Source organism: Thiothrix sp. UBA5583, from assembly GCA_002425225.1.
Lineage (GTDB): Bacteria > Pseudomonadota > Gammaproteobacteria > Thiotrichales > Thiotrichaceae > Thiothrix > Thiothrix moscowensis.
The window spans coordinates 25513-39778 of sequence record DILV01000023.1; the positions used below are offsets into that span (position 1 = coordinate 25513).

General features: G+C 54.0%; 13 protein-coding genes. 10 read left to right on the top strand and 3 right to left on the bottom strand.

From position 1 onward, the window contains the following. Nucleotide 1: 1 nt before the first annotated feature. Genes B2U47_RS07590 through dld form a run of 3 tightly spaced genes read left to right on the top strand, consistent with a single transcriptional unit; the run spans nucleotide 2 to nucleotide 3728 of the window. The gene (locus tag B2U47_RS07590; protein WP_296675972.1) at nucleotides 2–619 is read left to right on the top strand and encodes a TRAP transporter small permease subunit; all 618 of its coding nucleotides are present in this window, start codon (nucleotides 2–4) and stop codon (nucleotides 617–619) included. Continuing rightward, nucleotides 619–2010 (top strand): TRAP transporter large permease, encoded by a 1392-nt coding sequence (locus B2U47_RS07595; RefSeq protein ID WP_296675975.1) that lies wholly within the window; start codon nucleotides 619–621, stop codon nucleotides 2008–2010. The genes B2U47_RS07590 and B2U47_RS07595 overlap by 1 nt, the downstream gene beginning before the upstream one ends. Before the next feature lie 11 nt (nucleotides 2011–2021). Beyond that, nucleotides 2022–3728 (top strand): D-lactate dehydrogenase, encoded by a 1707-nt coding sequence (gene dld, locus B2U47_RS07600; RefSeq protein ID WP_296675981.1) that lies wholly within the window; start codon nucleotides 2022–2024, stop codon nucleotides 3726–3728. 58 nt (nucleotides 3729–3786) lie between these two features. Here the strand turns inward: dld and B2U47_RS07605 are convergent, their stop codons facing one another. Together B2U47_RS07605 and B2U47_RS07610 are read right to left on the bottom strand one after the other, a co-directional pair. Continuing rightward, entirely contained in the window at nucleotides 3787–4959 is a 1173-nt protein-coding gene (locus tag B2U47_RS07605; RefSeq protein ID WP_296675984.1) for a CobW family GTP-binding protein, read from the bottom strand. Between the two features lie 35 nt (nucleotides 4960–4994). After that, entirely contained in the window at nucleotides 4995–5435 is a 441-nt protein-coding gene (locus B2U47_RS07610) for a Fur family transcriptional regulator (protein ID WP_296675987.1), read from the bottom strand. Nucleotides 5436–5543: 108 nt separating this feature from the next. Here B2U47_RS07610 and B2U47_RS07615 point away from each other — a divergent pair, with 108 nt between their 5' ends. From B2U47_RS07615 to B2U47_RS07645, 7 genes are all read left to right on the top strand, one after another. Then, the gene (locus B2U47_RS07615; RefSeq protein WP_296675991.1) at nucleotides 5544–6797 is read left to right on the top strand and encodes a hypothetical protein; all 1254 of its coding nucleotides are present in this window, start codon (nucleotides 5544–5546) and stop codon (nucleotides 6795–6797) included. 9 nt (nucleotides 6798–6806) lie between these two features. Further along, nucleotides 6807–7703, top strand: a complete 897-nt coding sequence (locus tag B2U47_RS07620; RefSeq protein ID WP_296675994.1) for a metal ABC transporter substrate-binding protein — start codon at nucleotides 6807–6809, stop codon at nucleotides 7701–7703. Nucleotides 7704–7707: 4 nt separating this feature from the next. Then, complete coding sequence (locus B2U47_RS07625; protein WP_296676024.1) at nucleotides 7708–8466, top strand: metal ABC transporter permease; 759 nt, start codon at nucleotides 7708–7710, stop codon at nucleotides 8464–8466. A 327-nt stretch (nucleotides 8467–8793) separates the two neighbouring features. Further along, nucleotides 8794–9723, top strand: a complete 930-nt coding sequence (gene hemC / locus B2U47_RS07630) for a hydroxymethylbilane synthase (RefSeq protein ID WP_349675729.1) — start codon at nucleotides 8794–8796, stop codon at nucleotides 9721–9723. After that, the gene (locus tag B2U47_RS07635) at nucleotides 9716–10522 is read left to right on the top strand and encodes a uroporphyrinogen-III synthase (RefSeq protein ID WP_296676027.1); all 807 of its coding nucleotides are present in this window, start codon (nucleotides 9716–9718) and stop codon (nucleotides 10520–10522) included. Before hemC ends, B2U47_RS07635 begins: the two co-directional genes overlap by 8 nt. Further along, complete coding sequence (locus tag B2U47_RS07640) at nucleotides 10491–11723, top strand: uroporphyrinogen-III C-methyltransferase (RefSeq protein WP_296676031.1); 1233 nt, start codon at nucleotides 10491–10493, stop codon at nucleotides 11721–11723. The genes B2U47_RS07635 and B2U47_RS07640 overlap by 32 nt, the downstream gene beginning before the upstream one ends. Beyond that, nucleotides 11720–13006: a heme biosynthesis HemY N-terminal domain-containing protein gene (locus B2U47_RS07645; protein WP_296676034.1), complete on the top strand. Its 1287-nt coding sequence runs from the start codon at nucleotides 11720–11722 to the stop codon at nucleotides 13004–13006. Before B2U47_RS07640 ends, B2U47_RS07645 begins: the two co-directional genes overlap by 4 nt. Here the strand turns inward: B2U47_RS07645 and B2U47_RS07650 are convergent. Then, nucleotides 13001–14224 carry a malic enzyme-like NAD(P)-binding protein gene (locus tag B2U47_RS07650; RefSeq protein ID WP_296676037.1) on the bottom strand — a complete coding sequence of 408 codons (1224 nt, stop codon included), beginning with the start codon at nucleotides 14222–14224 and terminating at the stop codon, nucleotides 13001–13003. The two genes, B2U47_RS07645 and B2U47_RS07650, sit on opposite strands and share 6 nt — an antisense overlap. Between the last annotated feature and the right edge of the window lie 42 nt (nucleotides 14225–14266).

Sequence of the window (14266 nt, forward strand, 5' to 3'; positions counted from 1 at the left end):
CATGGGTATGCAAACAGGTTACGAGCCGGTCTATCGAATACCGGTCGTGGATAAACTCAATGGTTTTGTGCGCGGCATCGCCCATGTACTGGCATGGGTGAATGTCGTGGTGATAGCCACCATCGTGGCACAGGTGGTGCTGCGCTATGGCTTCAGCCATGGGTTGGTGGCACTGGAAGAATTGATCTGGCAACTTTACGCCGTGGGCATCATGTTTGGGCTGGCGTATGCCGTTACCAATGACACCCATATCCGGGTGGATATTGTACGTATTAATTTGTCACCAACCAAAAAACATGTAATTGAAATTCTTGGTGTTTTGTTTTTATTAATGCCTTTTATCATTATCATTTTTCACCACAGCCTCGCATGGGTGTGGCAAGCCTATGAAATCGGTGAAGCCTCCAGTAGCCCAACTGGGTTGGGACAACGCTGGATCGTCAAATCCATTATCCCCTTGAGCTTTGCGCTGCTATTCGTGGCGGCACTGGCAAGATTGCTGCACTCCATCCTGCTGCTTATGCATAAGGGAGAGGAGAATGAGCCGGAATTGTCCGGGCGGGTTTCATTGTTGCGCCATCTATTTTCTGTTCAAAAGCATGAGACGGAGGTCAAGTGATGGACATGAATGAAATTCTCGTCATCGTGATGTTCACGAGCTTTATTGCCTTATTATTCACCGGCTATCCGGTTGCGTGGGTATTGGGTGGCATCGCCATCCTGTTTACGGCAGTAGGTTATTTTTCCGACCAGTATCTGGATACCACTACCGGACTTGATTATTCCACCCTAGGGCTGGCAGTCGGGCGCATTTTCAGCATTATGGACAATTGGGTGTTAGTTGCCTTGCCCATGTTTATTTTCATGGGGCTGATGCTCGACAAGTCGGGTGTGGCGGAACGCATGATGTATTCGATGCAACGCGCCTTCGGCAATGTGCGCGGCGGTTTGGCGATTACGGTCATGTTGATTGGCATTATATTGGCTGCTTCTACCGGTATTATCGGGGCATCGGTAGTCCTGTTGGGGCTGATGTCAATTCCGGTAATGATGCGGCAGAATTACAGCAAGACGCTGGCAGTGGGTACAGTGGCAAGTGCGGGTTGTTTGGGCATCCTGATTCCGCCCAGTATTATGCTGGTGGTAATGGGCGACCAGTTGGCATTATCGGCAGGTGACTTGTTTATGGGGGCAGTATTCCCCGGTTTGCTGCTAGGTTTGCTCTATATTATCTACATTTATTTCTACGGGGTGTTCTTTCCCCAAGCAGCACCGTTGTCGCCAGATCATGAAACAAAAGCGGACTGGAAGGTAATCAAGCAGTTATTTATTGACATACTGCCGCCCATTATCATGATTTTGGTGGTGCTAGGGTCGGTATTTGCTGGGATTGCAACCGTCACGGAAGCCTCTGGTCTTGGTGCGCTGGGTGCAACGGTGATGGCTTGGGCTTACCGCAAACTGGATTGGGCGGTACTCAAAGAGGTCGTTATCAATACCTTTAACACCTCAGCGTATATTTTTGCGATTTTTGTGGGAGCAACGGTATTCGCATTGGTATTACGGGAACTCGGTGGTGATGAGTTTGTGCAAGACGTACTCACAGGGTTGCCGTTTGAAGGTTATGGCTTGATTATCTTCATCCTGTTTATTGTGTTTTTGCTGGGCTTTTTCCTCGACTGGATTGAAATTACCCTGATCATGCTACCGTTATTGGCACCGGTCGTGGGGGCGATGGAACTGGGTGTGGATGGGCATGGCGTGGTGGATAAGCCAGTACTGTTATGGTTTGCGTTGCTGGTGGCAGTCACCTTGCAAACCTCCTTCCTCACCCCTCCGGTAGGTTTCGCCCTGTTCTACCTGAAAGGGGTTTGCCCGCCGGAAATCACCTTGTGGGACATTTATAAAGGGGTTGTACCTTTCATCCTCCTGCAACTGCTGGGGCTGGCATTGGTGTTCATATTCCCGGATCTGGTCACTTGGCTGCCATCCATTGCTTACGGCAAATAAACAGGTGTGTCATGAATCATCCCTTGATCCCTGAGTTAGTCAGGGTTGTCGGTGCGGCGAATATTGCCACCGAAACCAGCCGCACTGAGTATTACCGCAGCGGCTTCCGGTCGGGCTGTGGCGCGGCGTTGGCGGTAGTGTTTCCGCAAACGCTGCTGCATTTGTGGCGCGTGCTGCAAGCCTGTGTCGATGCCAACACCATTATCATTATGCAGGCGGCGAAAACCGGCTTGACGGAAGGCTCGACCCCCAGCGGGGACGATTACGACCGTGAGGTGGTGGTGATCAATACCTTAGCGATGGATGATTTGGTGCTGTTGAACGGTGGCGAACAGGTGTTGAGTTTTCCCGGCGCGACCTTGCACAAGCTGGAAAAATTGCTCAAGCCGTTAAAACGTGCGCCGCATTCGGTAATCGGCTCGTCCTGTTTGGGTGCGTCGATTGTCGGCGGCGTGGCGAATAATTCGGGCGGAGCATTGGTCAAACGCGGCCCGGCTTACACCGAAATGGCGTTGTTTGCGCGAGTGAATGAACACGGCAAGCTGGAAATGGTTAACCATTTGGGCATTGCCTTGGGTGAGTCACCGGAGGAGATGATTACGCGGCTGGAGTCTGGCAATTTTGCGAAAGACGGGGTGGATGACGGTGGTAAGCTGGCATCGGCTCGCGACTATGTGGCGCGGTTGCGCGATGTGGATGCGGCAACACCGGCGCGTTTCAATGCCGATGAAAGCCGTTTGTTTGAAGCCAGCGGGTGCGCGGGGAAATTGGCGGTGTTTGCAGTGCGGCTGGATACGTTTCCGATCGCGCAGCAGGAACAGACGTTTTACATTGGCACGAATGACCCGCAGGTGTTGACGCGCTTGCGTCGGCACATCCTCAGCCAGTTTGACAATGTGCCGGAAGTGGGCGAATACATGCACCGCGATATTTTCAATATTGCGGAAAAGTACGGCAAAGATACGTTTCTGACGATTGAGAAGTTGGGGACGGATTGGATGCCGACGTTGTTTGCCATCAAGGGGCGTACCGATGCGACCTTGAACAAATTGCCGGTATTGCCCAAATATTTGAGTGATCGGGTGATGCAGGGGGCAAGCCGTTTGTTTCCGCAGCATTTACCGGATCGTTTGTTGGAATTCCGTGACCGTTATGAGCATCACTTGATTCTGAAAATGAGTGAGGGCGGAATTGCCGAGGCGCAGGCGTTTTTGCCGGAATTCTTTGCGGATACGGGTAATGAAGGGGCGTATTTTGAGTGTACGCCGCAGGAGGCGAGCAAGGCGTTTTTGCAGCGGTTTGCGGCGGCGGGCGCGGCGATTCGTTACCAGACCTTGCACAGCAATGAGGTCGGCGACGAAATGTTGGCCTTGGATATTGCCTTGCGACGCAATGATGCCGATTGGGTGGAAGTGTTGCCGGAACACATTCGTAGCCAGATTGAACATACCCTGTATTACGGGCATTTTATGTGCCACGTTTTCCATCAGGATTACATTTTGAAAAAGGGTGCAGATGCGAAAGCGGTGAAAAAGGCGATGTTGGCATTGCTGGATGCACGCGGGGCGAAATATCCGGCGGAGCATAATGTCGGGCATTTGTACGAGGCGGAAAGCGGGTTGCGGGCGTTTTACCAAAAGCTCGACCCGACCAATACGTTTAATCCGGGGATTGGGAAGATGGAGAAATATAAGCGGAATTGCAGTTGTTGTGGGTGAAGGGGGATAACGACTTCTAATCCTTGTTCTGAAAACATTTAAAAATCACGGCTAGGGTTCAACGTTTATCACCCGCCATCGCCAACCCCAGCCCATAATTCATGCGCGTTGCATCGGTATTCTGGTGGCGGGCGGCCTGGGTGAATTCTTCCAGCATCCGTGCCACAAATTGTTCATCCAGATCGGCGATGATGAAAACAAAACGGCTACGCTGGTCATCGTCCGGCCAGTGTGGCAATTCCACTGAGGGGTAAAACAGGTTTTGAACCGCGTGCAACACCACCGGGCGACCGGGATATTCCTGTACATTGACGATCGCTTTCATGCGCAACAGGCGATGGCTGCAAAATCCCGCCAGCATTTCCAGTGCCTCCGCAACACCTTGCCAGGGCAATGGCTCATCAAACACCAGTGAAAAACTGCGGATACGCCCATCCACACCGGGGCTGGCTGGGCGCGTGGGGTTGCGGATACCGGGTTTCAGCAACGGGGTAGGGGCAACAATGCGGAATTGTTCCGCTGCCAGCCATTGCTTGGCCTGCACAGGTTCGGTCTGGTGGTATGCCCTCAATTTGAAAACGTGTTCCGGGTCAACCTCGCCGTGCAACACACGCACAATCGGGGCGGAGGGGTTGAGAGTGTGCAAGCGGCTTTCAAGGTTGGCAATCGTGTCGGCATCGGCAAGATCGGTTTTGGTCAGCAACAAGCGGTCAGCCGTCGCCACTTGGCGCACTGCCTCGAAATGTTCATCCAGTTGCCCGGCGGCGAATACCGCATCCACCGTGATAACTACCCCATCCAGATAATGCCGCCGCGCCACCCACTCGGAACGCAGCAGGGTTTCCATCACCGAGGTCGGGTCGGCAATGCCGGTGGTTTCGATAATGATACGTTCGTAAGGTGGTAATTTGCCGTCACGCCGCCCCATCCACAGGTTTTTCAGGGTGGGAACCAGCGAACCCTGAATTTCACAGCAAATGCAGCCACCGTTGAGTAGCGCCATTGGCCCCTGAGAATCACCGACCAGTTGGTGATCCAGCCCGACACTGCCGAATTCATTCATGATGACAGCAGTCAAGGGCGGAACACGGAACAGGCGTTCCCAAAATGACGGTTTCAGCAAATTGTTAAGCACAGTGGTTTTGCCACTGCCAAGAAAACCGCTGAGGATAGTGATCGGAAAACGGGTATCCACCACGTCATCAGGGTGTTGCTGGATGGTTGGGGTCATGTGTTTATTTCCCTGAGATTCCTATTTATTTGCAACTAACCTGCATGTTTTATACTGCACGCGGGGCAATACCCATGCAGGTTCAGTTCCACCTGTTCCAACGCATAACCGGCAGGCAAACTGACCAGCAACGCCGGTTGCAACTGTTCCAGACAAAACACCTGCTCACATTGCCTGCAATGAAAATGGGCGTGTTGATGGGGTGTTTCGGTTTGTGCATTGTAACGCCACGCACGGTCTGCGCTGTTGACCTTGTGGGCAACCCCTTGTTCTACCAGCCAATCCAGAGTTCGGTATAACGTTACACGGTCAAAACTGTAACCTTGCTGCACTGCCAGTTGCTCGATTTCCTGATGGCTTAATGCGGCTTTGGCTCCAAGCAAAATGCTCAGAACCTCCACACGGGTAGGCGTTACACGCCCTTGAGCCTGTTGCAGCAAGGCACGCGCTTCTTGTGCCATCAGTTCTGTAGCCATGATTCAACACTCACCTGTGTCAATATTTTGCAACTATATTGCATTTTCCTTGCTAATGCACATACCATTGCCTGCATTATAAACCTTTCAGATACAACGGAGTGTAACATGCGACACACCCACTTACCCTTGACCATCGCAATTACCGCCATCCTGACTGCCCCGTCTATCTGGGCGGAAACCAGCACTGATGCCCAAGTCAAGAATGCCCTCAAACCCAGCGCCAACTGGCAAGGTAGCCTGATCCTTGAAGGCGCTTACTTTGACCGGAGTACTGACGCGGACTTGCATGTGGAAGGAATGCCCACAGGCGGGCACAACCACGGTTTCAAGGAAGGCTTACATACCGGACATAACGAATTGGTGGTCAGCGGCAAACTGAGCGATAAACTCAAAGCCCGTGCAACAACCGCCATTACCGAAAAACCGGAAGGTGAAGGTAATGGCCTGGAAGCGGAACTCGAAGAAGCTTTTGTCGAAACCCAAGGTCTGGGCAATGGCGTAACCATCAAGGCTGGGCGTTTTCACTCCGATCTCGGCTATCTCAGCGGCAAGCACAACCACGAATGGGATTTTGCCGATACCCCACTGGTCTACCAGGGCATGTTTGGCGAACACACCAACGATGATGGCGTGCAACTCAGCTACATTGCCCCCACCAAGCAATTGCTGCAAGTTGGGACGGAAGTGTTTGCAGGCGAAAAATTCCCATCCGGCAAAACCGACAAAACGATCAGCGCCGCTACCCTGTATGCCAAAACAGGCGGTGACATTGGCACTGACCACAGTTGGCAAGCAGGTATCGGTCACTGGCAAGCAAACGACATCCGCGACCGCAGCAGTGCTGCACACAACCACGCAGGCGCTACAGAAACACCCCGCTTTTCCGGTAACAGTAAAATCAACACCATCAATGCCACCTACAAATGGGCACCGAATGGCAATGCCAAAGAACGCAACCTGAAATTGCAAGCCGAATATTTCCGGCGCAATGAATCCGGCACGGTTGATATGGTCGAAGGAGATGGCACGATAGCTGAAACAACCGGCTACAAAGGCAAACAAAGCGGCTGGTACACCCAGGCCATTTACCAGTTCAAACCGCATTGGCGGGTCGGCGTGCGCCATGACCGTCTGAAAATCAACAACAGTGCTGATGACAAAGATGTACTGGAAGAAGCGGGTCTGCATTCCGCAGGCCATACCCCCAAACGCAACAGCCTGATGCTTGATTACACCCCGCGCGAATACAGCCGCTGGCGTTTGCAGTTCAACGAAGACAAAAGCACGCCCGAAACGGACAAGCAAGTCATCCTGCAATACACTCACAGTTTTGGTTCACATGGCGCACATGGCTTTTAAGGAGCTTGCATGAAACGTATCCTGCTGAGCTTCAGCCTGCTGTGCAGCAACGCACTGGCACACGCCGACCTGAACATTTTCGCCTGCGAACCGGAATGGGGTTCACTGGCGCAAGCCATCGGCAGCAACAAAGTCACGGCCTACAACGCCACCACCGGCCTGCAAGACCCGCACCACATCGAAGCACGCCCGAGCCTGATTGCCCAAGCACGCCAGGCAGACTTGCTGGTCTGCACGGGCGCAGAGCTGGAAATCGGCTGGTTGCCATTACTGCTGGAAAAATCTGGTAATGCCGTCATCCAGCCTGGCAAACCGGGGCATTTCATGGCAGCCGAACAGGTGCAATTGCTGGATATTCCTGCCAAAGTCGACCGTAGCATGGGCGATGTCCACGCTGACGGCAACCCACACATCCAGACCGACCCGCGCCGCATTGTGCAAGTTGCCAAGGCACTGGCAGAACGCATGGCGCAACTCGACACTGCCAACGCCGCGCATTACCAGCAAGGTTACGCCCAGTTCAACAACCGCTGGCAAACCGCCATGCAAGGCTGGCAACAGCAAGCGGCAGGCTTGCGCGGTACGCCTGTCGTGGTTCATCACAAAAGCTGGGTATACCTGCAAGACTGGCTGGGCTTGCAAGCAGTCGCCACGCTGGAACCCAAACCCGGCATTCCGCCAACGACCGCGCACCTGACCAGCGTGTTGCAGCAATTGCAAACCACGCCCGCCAAATTCGTCATCCATTCGGCTTACGAAAACCCCAAATCGGCCCAATGGTTGTCAGGCAAGGCAGAAATTCCAGTGATCATGCTGCCCTCCACCGTCGGTGGTACACCCGCAGCCAATGATTTGTTCAAGCTGTTCGATGACATCATCAACCGCCTGACCAGCAGTCGTACCTGAACACATGGATTGGTCTTTACAACTCAGCATTCTCGCCCCCGCCCTTGCTGCCGGATTATTGGTACTGGCAACCCACATCCCGCTGGGGCGAGAGGTATTGCGCCGAGGTATCATTTTCATCGACCTGGCAATTGCGCAAATTGCCGCGATGGGGGTGATTGCTGCCCATAGTCTGGATTGGGATGTCCACGGCTGGGAAACCCAGGCGGTCGCATTGAGTGCAGCACTCACGGGGGCGGTGTTGCTCGGCTGGGCAGAACGCCATTTACAGCGACAACAGGAAGCCCTGATTGGCATTGTGTTTGTGCTGTCAGCCACTGGTGGCTTGTTGCTGCTGGCGGATAACCCTCACGGCGGCGAACATTTGCGTGACCTGTTAAGCGGACAAATCCTGTGGGTGAATTGGGTAGATTTACTCCCACTGGCACTTCTGGCTACCATCTTTTGGCTAGTGTCATGGCTGTTTCCGGCAAGGCTGGCGGCATGGCTGACAGGCAAAACCTTTTACCTGTTGTTTGCAGTGGTGATTACCGTAGCCGTACAGGTGATCGGGGTGTATCTGGTGTTTGCCAGCCTGGTGATTCCGGCATTAGCGGTAGTGCATGACTCACAACCACTACGCCATGCTTTTTTGCCGGGTGTTTTGGGCTACGGGGCTGGCATCGTGGTATCTGTTTGGCTGGATTTGCCAACCGGGGCAAGTATTGTGTGGTGTCTGGCTTTGGCAGGGCTGGGGTATCGTTTAAGCATCCGACCCACTTGATGCCAAGTGAGGTCGTGCCGGACTCGGGCTTGAAGTCCGGCACAGTGCTTCAGACGGTACATGGGGGTGTCCGCCTGTTTCCCTCTCAGTCAAGGTAAATGGAAGATAGGGGGTAACTTCCGTGTTAGTTTTATCATTCCGTCGACTGAAACCTTAATGTAGCCTGAATACAGAAAAAAGCAAGTGTTTATTCCAATATTCACTGCAACGTAACATGCTTCGCTGATTATTTAAACAAGCAGCCTACAATCATGCACAAGGATGGAACTCTCGACCAGTTTCCCGTAAAGTGCTGGGGTTCTATTGAATCAGGCATCCGCAGGAATTATGGCTGACATCATCCGCATCGCAACCCGTACCAGTCCCCTTGCCATGTGGCAGGCCGAACACGTCGCCCGCCGCTTGCAGGAAACCCACCCCGGCCTCCAGATCGAAATGGTTGGCATGGTCACTCGTGGCGACAAGATTCTCGACAGCCCCCTGTCCAAAATCGGCGGCAAAGGGCTGTTCGTCAAGGAACTGGAGCTGGGGATGCTGGAAGGCAGTGCCGACATTGCGGTGCATTCCATGAAAGACGTACCGATGGAGTTCCCGGAAGGCTTGCACCTGCCCATCATCATGGAACGTGAAGACCCGCGTGATGCCTTCGTTTCCAACCAGTACAGCAGTCTGGACGAATTGCCGGAAGGTGCAGTAGTCGGCACATCCAGCCTGCGCCGCCAAACCCAAATCCGCGCCCGTTACCCGCATTTGCAGATCAAGGATTTGCGCGGCAACGTCAACACTCGCCTCGGCAAGCTGGATAACGGAGAGTACGATGCTATCATTCTGGCGGCAGCCGGGCTGATCCGGCTGGAATTCCAGTCGCGCATCACCGCCTACCTCTCCACCGAACAAAGCCTGCCCGCCATCGGTCAGGGAGCCGTCGGTATCGAGTGTCGCCGTAATGATCCTCGGGTAGAAAACCTGCTGGCTCCCTTGCGACACCCGGAAACGACCATCCGGGTACGTGCCGAGCGTGCCATGAACCACCGCCTGAATGGTGGCTGCCAGATTCCGGTCGCCGGATTTGCCGAACTGGTGGATGGTGCGCTGCGCCTGCGTGGGCTGATTGGTTTCCCGGATGGTTCCGCCATGTATACCTGTGAAAGAAGCGGTTGCCTGGTTGACCCGGAAGATTTGGGGCGCTCCGTAGCTGAAGACTTGCTGGCACAAGGTGGCGACAAGGTACTGGCGTCGCTGGGGATCCATGCCTGAAACACTGTGTGGCCTGCATATTGTTGTTACCCGCCCCGCCCATCAGGCCGCACGCTTCTGCCAGCTTGTCGAGCAGGCTGGGGGAAAGGTCATCCCGTTTCCGGTGATGGACATTGCCCCCCCGCAAAACCCCATAGCCGCCCAAACGCTCCTGACGGGTTTGCAGGATTATGATGTAGTCATCTTCATCAGCGCCAATGCCGTTCGTTTTGGCCTGAGCCTGCTGGATGCAGCCCAACGCCAAACCTTGCAACATCTGACCTTGGGCGCTATCGGCAAACAGACCGCCGAGCAGTTGCAACAACACGGTTACAACACCAGTTTGGTTCCGCTCAGTGGCTTCACCAGCGAAGATTTTCTGGCCTTACCCGCAACCCAACAACTGGCGGGCAAACGCATCCTGATTTTTCGGGGTGAAGGTGGGCGTGAATTGCTGGCAGATAGCTTGCGTCAACGCGGGGCAAGCGTAGATTACGTGGAAGTTTACCGCCGTCTACGCCCGTCAAATGCCGCCACCCCACTGAAACAACACCACGAAAACCGGCAGCTTGATATAATCGCCATCACCAGCAGCGAAGGTCTTTTGAACCTACTCGCATTGCTGGATAATCCTGCATGGATCAAGACGCTTCCCCTGCTGGTCGGTAGCCAGCGCATGGTGGAAACTGCCCGGCAGGCAGGGTTCAGCACAACCCTGGTTATTGCAGACAATCCCGGCGATGAGGCCATGTTTCAAGCCCTCACGCATTGGGCACAGGAATACAACGATGATCGACAAACCAGCCACACACCAAGCTGAGCACACGACGCTGAATACGGTTGACGCCGTTGACAGTTTTGACCGCGAAACCCACAAAGCCAGACAAAAAGCCTCTGGCTCAGCCCGTTTTGCCCTGTTCCTGTCAGCTCTAGCATTATTTTTCACCACCATTGGTATTGCTGCCGGTTACAAACACTGGCAACGCATGGATAGCAAAGCCAAGGAAAACGCGGCTGAAATCGTCAAACTGCGCGAGCAGTTGCAACAGGTTCCCAATAACGACGCAGTGGAAAACCTGCGCAAGGAAGTCACCGACAAAACCGCCCAAGCCCAAACAACCCATGAGCAAGCCATACAGGAAATGGCTCGGCTGCAAAACCAGACCCGCCAGTTTGCTGAAACGGTAGCCTCACAAGTGGAACAGGTCACATTCCTGCAAGCACGGGCGCAACAGTCTGCACAACCAGCAAGTACTAAAGACTGGCAGGTTGCTGAAGTCGAATTCTTGCTACAACTGGCTAACCGCGAATTGCACCTGAACCATAGCCCCAAAACTGCCATTGCCGCCCTGAAAGAAGCAGATGCCCTGCTGACCAAGCTGGGTTCAGTCAACTACCTTCCCGTGCGCCAGCAGATTGCCAAAGACATTTCCACACTCGAAGCGGTAGCTATCCCGGATATTGCTGGGCTGTCGCAACGCATTTCCGCCACCCTGTTGTCACTCAAGCCGCTGCCAGCCGTGGAAACCTCTGCCGAAGCCGACAAGGCAGAACCAGCAAACAAGCCGCAAGACAACATCGAGGGCAATTCCCTGTGGGCAGAATACAAACGTCAGGCACTAGAGACGTTGAATCACGCCGTCGTGGTTCGCCAGTTCGACCAGCCCTTGCAGACAGCACTGGATGCTGACGCCCGCCAGACCCTGTTCCAGTTGCTGAAACTGCGACTGGAAAGCCTGCGATTGCTGGCATTGCAGCGTGACCATACCGGCTTCCAGGCTCAAATTGAGTTGCTAAAAGAAACCGTCGGCACATACTACCCGGAAAAGCAGGCAGAACCCTTGCTGGCGACACTGGCGGAATTTGCCAAGGAAAACCTGCAACTCCAGCTCCCGGATATTTCCGCCAGCCTCAAGCAAATGGAAAGCGCCCGTCAAGCTGAGACCGCTGCCGCCCAGCCCCCCCCATCCCCGGCCACTGAAACAGAAGCCGTACCCAAAAAAGGAGGCAAACGCGAATGATCTTTTACATCATCATTCTGCTGCTACTGATTGCCGCCCTATTCTGGCTGGGGCAACTGGTTCTGTCCAACCCCGGCACAGCAGTCATTACCTGGGGGGTGTGGAGCATTGAAATGAAAACCGCCACGCTGGTCATGGCAGTAGTGGCGGCCTGCATCCTGTTTTACATCACGATTGCATTGTTACGGCATGTGTTCAACCTGCGGAAAAATCTCAGCCGCTTGCGTGAAGCCCACTTGGGCAGCAAGGCCAGCCGCGCCCTTACCCAGGGTCTGATCCAGTTGACCGAAGGCCACTGGGAAAAAGGCAAGAAACTGCTGATTGAACACGCCCCACACAGCGACACCCCCTTGCTGAACTACCTTGCGGCTGCCCGTGCTGCCCACATGCAGGAAGAGTATGCCCAGCGTGATGAACTGCTGAAACTGGCGATTGAAAGCGATGGCAAGGCCAATATCGCAGTAGGTGTTTCGCAGGCAGACATGCAGCTTGCCAGCGACCAGCTTGAACAAGCGCACGCCACCCTCACTCGTTTGCGGGAACTGGCTCCCAAACACCCTTATGTCCTCAAGTTGCTGGCAAAAGTCCTGTACAAACAGGAACAATGGGATGCCCTACTGGAACTGCTGCCGGAACTGATCAAGCAAAACCTGCTGAAAAACGATGACATGCACAAGGTACAAGGCGCGACCTTGCAAGCCATGTTCCATCAGCACGCCAAAGGCAAGCAGGTCGACAAGCTGTATGCCATGTGGAAAAAACTGCCGTCAGCAGTACGTGAAACCAATGAAGCCATTCTGCTGTATGCCAAAGCATTGCATACTGCGGGAGATGATGCGGCCTGTGCCAGCCTGCTCGGCAGCAGCCTGAACAAACATTGGCATGACGGTCTGGCTGACCTGTACGGGCGCATCCAGCATCACAGCCTCGCCAACACCATCCAGCAAGCCGAGAAATGGCAACTGGCACGCCCCGACAACAACCCTGCCCTATTGCTGCTGCTGGCACGCCTGTACAACCAGCAAAAGCTGTGGGGGATGGCAAAACACTATTTTGAGGCCAGCCTTAATCAGGCACCCAATGCGGAAGGCTATCTGGAACTGGCTGAACTGCTGGAAACCATGAATGAAGCAGACAACGCACAGCACTGTTACCGTATGGGCTTGCGTTACAGCATCCGTCAGGAAGGTGAAAAGCTGAATCTGGCCCCAACCCGACGCCCGCAGACAAATCCGCAGGCGTCCAAGGTAGAAGCGCCGGTAACGCCTTACAACGGCTTATAACGGCAGACGGGCAACACCACTGTCAACAGCCGCTTTGGCAACGGCTGTTGGCACACGCTCACGTAGACGCTGGTCGAATGGTTTGGGAATGATGTAATCCTTGCCAAACGACAGGCTTTCCAGATTATAGGCAGCCAATACATCCGCAGGCACAGGTTCGCGAGCCAGCTCCGCCAGTGCGTACACGGCTGCTTTCAGCATGTCGATATTGATGCAACGCGCACGTACATCCAGCGCCCCACGGAACAGGAACGGAAAACCCAGCACGTTGTTGATCTGGTTAGGGTAGTCGCTGCGCCCGGTCGCCATCAGCAAGTCATCACGAGCAGCCAATGCTGTTGCAGGCGCGATTTCCGGGTCAGGGTTGGAAAGGGCAAACACAATCGGGTTGGCTGCCATGCTGTTGAGCATGTCCACACTCAGCACATTCGGGCCAGACAAACCGATGAACACATCAGCACCATTGCAAGCGTCCGCCAGTGTGTGCTTGTCGGTTTCTACCGCGTAGTCACGCTTGAAACTGTTCAGATCAGTACGACCGGTGTGCAAGACACCCTTACTGTCCACCATCAACAGTTTTTGCTTGTCAGCTCCCAGCGCAGACAACAGGTTCATGGAAGCAATACCCGCCGCACCTGCACCCACGCAAACAATGTTCACGTCAGCCAGTTTCTTGCCCTGGATTTCCAGCGCATTCATCAAACCTGCGGAAATAATGACGGCAGTGCCGTGCTGGTCATCGTGGAATACCGGAATGTCGAGCATCTCCTGCAAACGCTTTTCGATCTCGAAACAACGTGGCGCAGAAATGTCTTCCAGATTGATGCCGCCGAATGTTACCGCAATGTTTTTTACGACGGTAATAAATTCTTCAACATCCTGGGTGCTGACTTCAATATCAAACACGTCGATGTCAGCAAAGCGTTTGAACAGGACGCCTTTGCCTTCCATGACGGGTTTGCCTGCCAGTGCGCCCACATTGCCAAGACCCAATACCGCAGAGCCATCAGAAATGACAGCTACCAAGTTGCCCTTGCCAGTATATTGGTAGGCAGTTTCGGCATCCTTGTGGATTTCGCGCACAGGCTCAGCAACCCCTGGTGTATAAGCCAGCGACAAATCACGCTGGGTCAGGGTTGGCTTGGTGATTTCCGTGGCAATTTTGCCTGGGCGCGGTTCTGCGTGATATTTCAACGCATCTTCTTTTAATGTTGACATGGCTCCTCCGCCAGTTTGATTCCGGTTGAAAAATGACTCTCT

Bases quoted from the DNA above. Each gene is read 5' to 3' on its own strand.
- B2U47_RS07590 (WP_296675972.1), top strand. From the start codon at position 2: ATGGGTATGCAAACAGGTTACGAGCCGGTCTATCGAATACCGGTCGTG.
- B2U47_RS07595 (WP_296675975.1), top strand. From the start codon at position 619: ATGGACATGAATGAAATTCTCGTCATCGTGATGTTCACGAGCTTTATT.
- dld (WP_296675981.1), top strand. From the start codon at position 2,022: ATGAATCATCCCTTGATCCCTGAGTTAGTCAGGGTTGTCGGTGCGGCG.
- B2U47_RS07605 (WP_296675984.1), bottom strand. From the start codon at position 4,959: ATGACCCCAACCATCCAGCAACACCCTGATGACGTGGTGGATACCCGT.
- B2U47_RS07610 (WP_296675987.1), bottom strand. From the start codon at position 5,435: ATGGCTACAGAACTGATGGCACAAGAAGCGCGTGCCTTGCTGCAACAG.
- B2U47_RS07615 (WP_296675991.1), top strand. From the start codon at position 5,544: ATGCGACACACCCACTTACCCTTGACCATCGCAATTACCGCCATCCTG.
- B2U47_RS07620 (WP_296675994.1), top strand. From the start codon at position 6,807: ATGAAACGTATCCTGCTGAGCTTCAGCCTGCTGTGCAGCAACGCACTG.
- B2U47_RS07625 (WP_296676024.1), top strand. From the start codon at position 7,708: ATGGATTGGTCTTTACAACTCAGCATTCTCGCCCCCGCCCTTGCTGCC.
- hemC (WP_349675729.1), top strand. From the start codon at position 8,794: ATGGCTGACATCATCCGCATCGCAACCCGTACCAGTCCCCTTGCCATG.
- B2U47_RS07635 (WP_296676027.1), top strand. From the start codon at position 9,716: ATGCCTGAAACACTGTGTGGCCTGCATATTGTTGTTACCCGCCCCGCC.
- B2U47_RS07640 (WP_296676031.1), top strand. From the start codon at position 10,491: ATGATCGACAAACCAGCCACACACCAAGCTGAGCACACGACGCTGAAT.
- B2U47_RS07645 (WP_296676034.1), top strand. From the start codon at position 11,720: ATGATCTTTTACATCATCATTCTGCTGCTACTGATTGCCGCCCTATTC.
- B2U47_RS07650 (WP_296676037.1), bottom strand. From the start codon at position 14,224: ATGTCAACATTAAAAGAAGATGCGTTGAAATATCACGCAGAACCGCGC.